The sequence below is a fragment of the Litorivivens sp. genome (assembly GCF_041625495.1).
Taxonomy (GTDB): Bacteria; Pseudomonadota; Gammaproteobacteria; order Pseudomonadales; family Spongiibacteraceae; genus Litorivivens.
Genome location: NZ_JBFJTH010000237.1, coordinates 1 through 4225 on the forward strand (window position 1 = coordinate 1; position 4225 = coordinate 4225).

The following is a 4225-nucleotide window of genomic DNA, read 5'->3' on the forward strand; positions in this document are numbered from 1 at the left end:
ATGACTGTTAATCATTGGGTCGCTGGTTCGAGCCCAGCAGGCGGAGCCAAACAAAAAAAGGGCTTACGGGAAACCGTAAGCCCTTTTTGGTTTCAAGTGCTGTAGATCACTACTGCCAGCACGCCCAAGACCCCTGCGTTTTCAATAGCTTGCGATTTGCCGACAGAAAAAGGACGCCATGCGCCCGCCTACCTACTGATCCCGCAGCTCCCGTCGCAAAATCTTACCAACTGCAGACTTTGGCAACTCATCCATAAACGTAACTGTCTTAGGAATCTTGTAGCCTGTCAGGTGTTGGCGACAGAAATCCTTGAGCTCTGTTTCTGACAGCGCTGGATTCTTGGTAACGGCATACAGCGCCACTGCCTCGCCGCTTTTCGGGTCTGGCTTGCCAATTACCGCTGCTTCAACGATATCGGGGTGTTCGTATACTACATTTTCGATTTCGTTCGGGTAGACGTTGAAACCGGAGACGATGATCATGTCCTTCAGGCGATCAACGATGCGATAAAAACCGTCGGGATCGCGTACAGCAACATCACCGGTGCGGAAGAAGCCGTCTTCATCGATAGCTTCTTCTGTTGCTTCTGGGCGATTCCAATAGCCGCGCATAACCTGGCCGCCACGCACCACCAGTTCACCTTCTTCGCCATCGGGTAGTTCGTTACCTTCGGGATCAACGATTTTTATTTCCTCGCCGATCTGTTTCTTGCCAACTGTGCCCAGACGGTTGTGACGGTGGGTATTCACACAGACCACAGCAGTAGTCTCTGAGAGGCCGTAGCCCTCGAATAATTTACTGCCGGTGCGCGCAATCCACTCTTTGGCCACTTCAGGCACAAGGGCCGCACCGCCGACAATGGTGCCGCGATTGTGGCGCCAGTCAATTTCATCAAATTTAGGATTCTGCAGCATTCCGACCAACATGGTGTTGACCGCTGCAAAACCGGTAAACCGGTAAGACTTCATGATATCCATCATGCCGTCGAGATTCCGCGGGTCCGGGATGAGTACCGACTGACCACCGCTAGAAAAGTTACCTATTAGGTAAAGCGTGAAACCGAAAATATGGTAGATGGGCAATGGCGCAATCAACACTTCCGGTTTATCCGTGCTGTAATCCGGGTCATCGGCGCGCATGGCCTCCGCCTGATGCACATAGGTATAGAAACTGCCGTGCGTGAGTACCGCCCCCTTGGCAACCCCAGTGGTACCACCGGTGTACTGCAATACTACGACATCCTTCATACCGGCATCGCAAGCAGGCAACGGCAAGTCGGCACCGCCAGCCAGGGCTTCAGGCAGAGTCACAACCCTCAGTTTATCCGCAAGCGGTGTTTCAGGGGCCGGCTGAGCTTCCATCATGTCAAAAATATTGGTGACAATAAGCGTTTCAACGGGGGTATTCGGCAGCACTTTCTCAGCTGTGCCCAGAAATTCGCTGACCATGACAATGGCACGTGCACCAGAGTCTTTAAGCTGATGCTCCAGCTCACGCTCGGTATACAGCGGGTTGGTATTTACCAGCACCAGACCCGCTCGCATAATGCCCCAGGCAGCCACGGGATACTGCAGTAGATTCGGCAGCTGTATCGCAACGCGATCACCGGGTTGCAGTCCACCATCACTGCGCAACCAAGCAGCGAAAGCTCGGCTTTGTCGCTCCACCTCTGCAAAGGTCATATCCTGACCCAATGCATTGAAGGCCACACGATCAGCAAATTGTTTTACCGACTGGTCGAAGATATCAAGCAAGTTTCTGTGGCCCGGCTCAATCATGCTGTCAACAACACGATCACAGTAGGCAAAACGATTACTCATGCAGTGTTCTCCTTATTGTAATTTCTTCGATCAATCTGAAGCAGTACTGCCATTGACTGCAGTAGAGCGTTGCAAGGCAATTTCTATTTCCTGATAACGCGCCGCATCGAGAGGATAACGGCGAATAATCACTAACACAAAAACGAATAGCAGCGTCAGCAGGGGCCCGGCCACAATCGCCAAGCGAGTGATCGAGTCTGTTGCCACATCAGCCGGCGCAACACCCCGAGGAAAGGCAATAATATCGAGGGCAATACCGGCAAAAAAACTGCCCAAACCATAACTGGCTTTGGTAGCAAAAGAGCGAGCGGCAAAAAACAGCCCTTCTTCGCGCCGCCCTGTATTGACCTCATGCTCATCGGCGGTATCCGAAAGCATCGAGTCGAGCAGTATGACAAAGGCAATAAAGAAGCCCTGAGCGGCCCCATTGAACAGATACACTAGCCACAATCTGTCTTGCACTTCCATATTATCTAAAGAGCCGGCGAGAAACAGCAGCATCGGCGTGGAGGACAGTATTGCCCCCGTCAGCGAACACAATCCGGAAGCTAATCGCTTATCGAATTTGCGTGACAGTGTCTGGGCGATGGTGGAGGCAAGCATGATGCCGACCAGCGGCGACGTGGCTAACAGCGCCAACTGTTTGGAATCGAATCCGAAAACGTAGGTTGCTACATAGACCAGCAGCGTCAGGCTGACACCGGCGAGTACATTGAACATCAGAGTGCCAAAGAAAAGCACCCGGAACGCTTTCTCGCGCAAGCTGGTAAAAACATCGACCACCGCAAACAGTGGATTGCGGGTATTACGCTGCTCAGCGGGTGGCTTTAACGACGGGATAACATGAAAGGTGGACACGATACACCACAGCATCGCGCCAGTACCCAGCAACCCGACAAACAATCCAAAGCCGCCGTAATTTGCCGGATTTAACATGCCGTTGCTGAAACTTTCGGTAGGCGGGAAAAACACTGCAAAACCCACAACAGAAACAACCAGACTACCCAGATAGGAGAAAAACACCCGATAACCAATAAGCGAGGTTCGATCATGGTAGTCCCTGACCATTTCCGAGCCAAGCGAAAGGTGAGGCACAAAAAACAGCGTCAGCATCAACCGTACGGAAACCGCGCCACCCAGGAGCCACCAGAAAAGGCCCGTCTGCCCCAGCCCATCCGGGGGGTTAAACAGCATCACCACTGCTATACAGAAGGGCACACTGCCGGCCACCATAAAGGGATGGCGACGCCCCCAACGTGAGCGCCAGTTGTCAGAAATCTGCCCGACCATTGGGTCGGTTATGGCATCAATCATCAATGCCAATAGAGAGGCCGTGCCTGCCAGAGAACCTGACAGGCCCAACACTTGGTTATAATAAAAAAACAAAAAGGTTACGAAAGCACCTTGTTTGACGCCATCGGCGAGTTGCCCTACTCCGTAACCTATTTTTGTTGTCGCTTTCATGTTGTCTGTTGCCCTGTAGTAGCGTCCTGACGCAAGGAAAAAGGCCCTTGTTTCATGCCCAAGGCCGTGCACCAGGCGCGGTCGATATCACTGCTCGATGCAACGCCCTGACTTTCGATCGTTATCGCAGTGTCTATCAGCGCAGTTAGCAAGGGGGCTAACCGCTCCGTTTCAGCCTTGTCGGTGAACCCCGACGCCATAAACGCAGCTTCTGGATAGTCATAGAAACCCGCTGCGGTCTTGCGACCAAGACGGCCTGCATCGAGATACGTTTCCAGGAACGCGCTGACCTGCGGTTGTCGCGCCGTGCGCACCGGGTCTTCGCGCGGCTCGCGCCAGCTATCGGCCACCACATCCAGACCAAACAGATCCATTAATCCAAAGGGACCAAATGGCGCAGCAAAGTAAGCCATCCACGCACGATCGATTTCTTCGATAGTGGCCCGGCCGTTAATCACTTCCCACTTGGCGGCCGACAGTACCGAGCCCAATAAGGCATTAAAAACGTAGCCCGGAAATTCTTTCCTCAACACCAATGGTTCGGCACTCAAGCTGCGCACGTAGCGAACAAGCAGCTCTACGTTATTGGAACCACAGCGCGGACCGGCAACAATATCAAACAACAATGCACCGAAATGCGAGTGCAGCGCCGCAAATCGCTCACCGTGGACAATTGCACTATCCATATCGGAAACCAGCAGTGCTGAGGTATTTGACGTCAGCAGAACCTCTGACGAACACAGTGCATCGAGCTGAGCAAACACGTCGCGCTTAAGAGTGAGACGTTCCGGTACGGATTCGCTGACCAGACCGGCGCCCTGCACCGCTAATGCCAGATCGTTCTGTACGGAAACACGATTGTAGGCCGCTTCAAGATCCGCAGCACTGCAGTAGCCAATATCGATCAGGTGCGCTCCAATCGCTTCCTGCACCAGTGGTA

General features: G+C 53.1%; 3 protein-coding genes. All 3 read right to left on the reverse strand.

From position 1 onward, the window contains the following. Positions 1–192: 192 nt before the first annotated feature. A complete protein-coding gene (locus tag ABYP39_RS17655; protein WP_372747893.1) occupies positions 193–1821 on the reverse strand; it encodes an AMP-binding protein in 1629 nt (542 codons plus the stop codon). A gap of 30 nt (positions 1822–1851) precedes the next feature. Continuing rightward, positions 1852–3285, reverse strand: coding sequence for an MFS transporter (locus ABYP39_RS17660; RefSeq protein WP_372783909.1), 1434 nt, complete (start codon positions 3283–3285; stop codon positions 1852–1854). Beyond that, positions 3282–4225 (reverse strand): 3-hydroxyacyl-CoA dehydrogenase family protein (locus ABYP39_RS17665; RefSeq protein WP_372783911.1); only part of this gene is annotated, 944 nt, incomplete at its 5' end. The genes ABYP39_RS17665 and ABYP39_RS17660, both read right to left, overlap by 4 nt.